The sequence below is a fragment of the Lampropedia puyangensis genome (assembly GCF_004833285.1).
Lineage (GTDB): Bacteria > Pseudomonadota > Gammaproteobacteria > Burkholderiales > Burkholderiaceae_C > Lampropedia > Lampropedia puyangensis.
In genome coordinates, this window is sequence record NZ_STFG01000059.1 from 1 (window position 1) to 683 (window position 683).

At 57.7% G+C, this 683-nt stretch carries 1 protein-coding gene and 1 pseudogene; both read left to right on the top strand.

Going from position 1 to position 683, the window contains the following annotated elements; all coding sequences use genetic code 11:
* A pseudogene (locus tag E9531_RS17585) lies at positions 1 to 200 on the top strand (hypothetical protein); the annotation flags it as partial.
* Between the two features lie 9 nt (positions 201 to 209).
* A partial coding sequence (locus E9531_RS17360; protein WP_280177206.1) for a choice-of-anchor Q domain-containing protein occupies positions 210 to 683 on the top strand: 474 nt, incomplete at its 3' end.

The following is a 683-nucleotide window of genomic DNA, read 5'->3' on the forward strand; positions in this document are numbered from 1 at the left end:
GGGCCAATGGCAGTGGTGATTCCACAACCCCTCAGGTAAGTGGCGCAGGCCTCTACAACCAAGGGGGCAGCCCCACCATCACCAACGTCTCTTTCAGCGGCAATCGGGCAGACTCGTACGGCGGGGGGATGTTCAACTGGGACTACAGCAGCCCCACCATCACCAACGTCTCTTTCAGCGGCAATTGGACAGACTCGTAAGGCGGGGGGATGGTCAACTGGGACTACAGCAGCCCCTCCATCACCAACGCCATTTTCTGGAATAACCAAGACACAAGCAGTAATGGTACTGCGCAAGCATCGGTTGCCAACGACAACGACAGTACTCCCGCCTTCCGCTACAGCCTGATTCAGGGTTGCAACCCCGATGGAACATGGAATACTGCCTGTGGCACAGATGGCACAGATAACCTGCCCGATGAAGACCCGTTGTTTGTGGCGATGCCTGATCCTGCCGATGCGCCTAGCACGGGCGGGGATTTGCGTTTGCGACCGAATTCTCCTGCGATCGACACAGGCAATAACGCAGCGCTTCATGCGTCTATCACCACCGATTTGGCTGGCCGTCCACGGATTCAAAACGGTCGCATTGACTTGGGGGCGTTTGAAGTAAATTGGCTGAGTGTGGCGGTCACTGCAGTAGCGCATGGCCGCATTACCGCGCCGACCAGCAGCCCGGTTGGT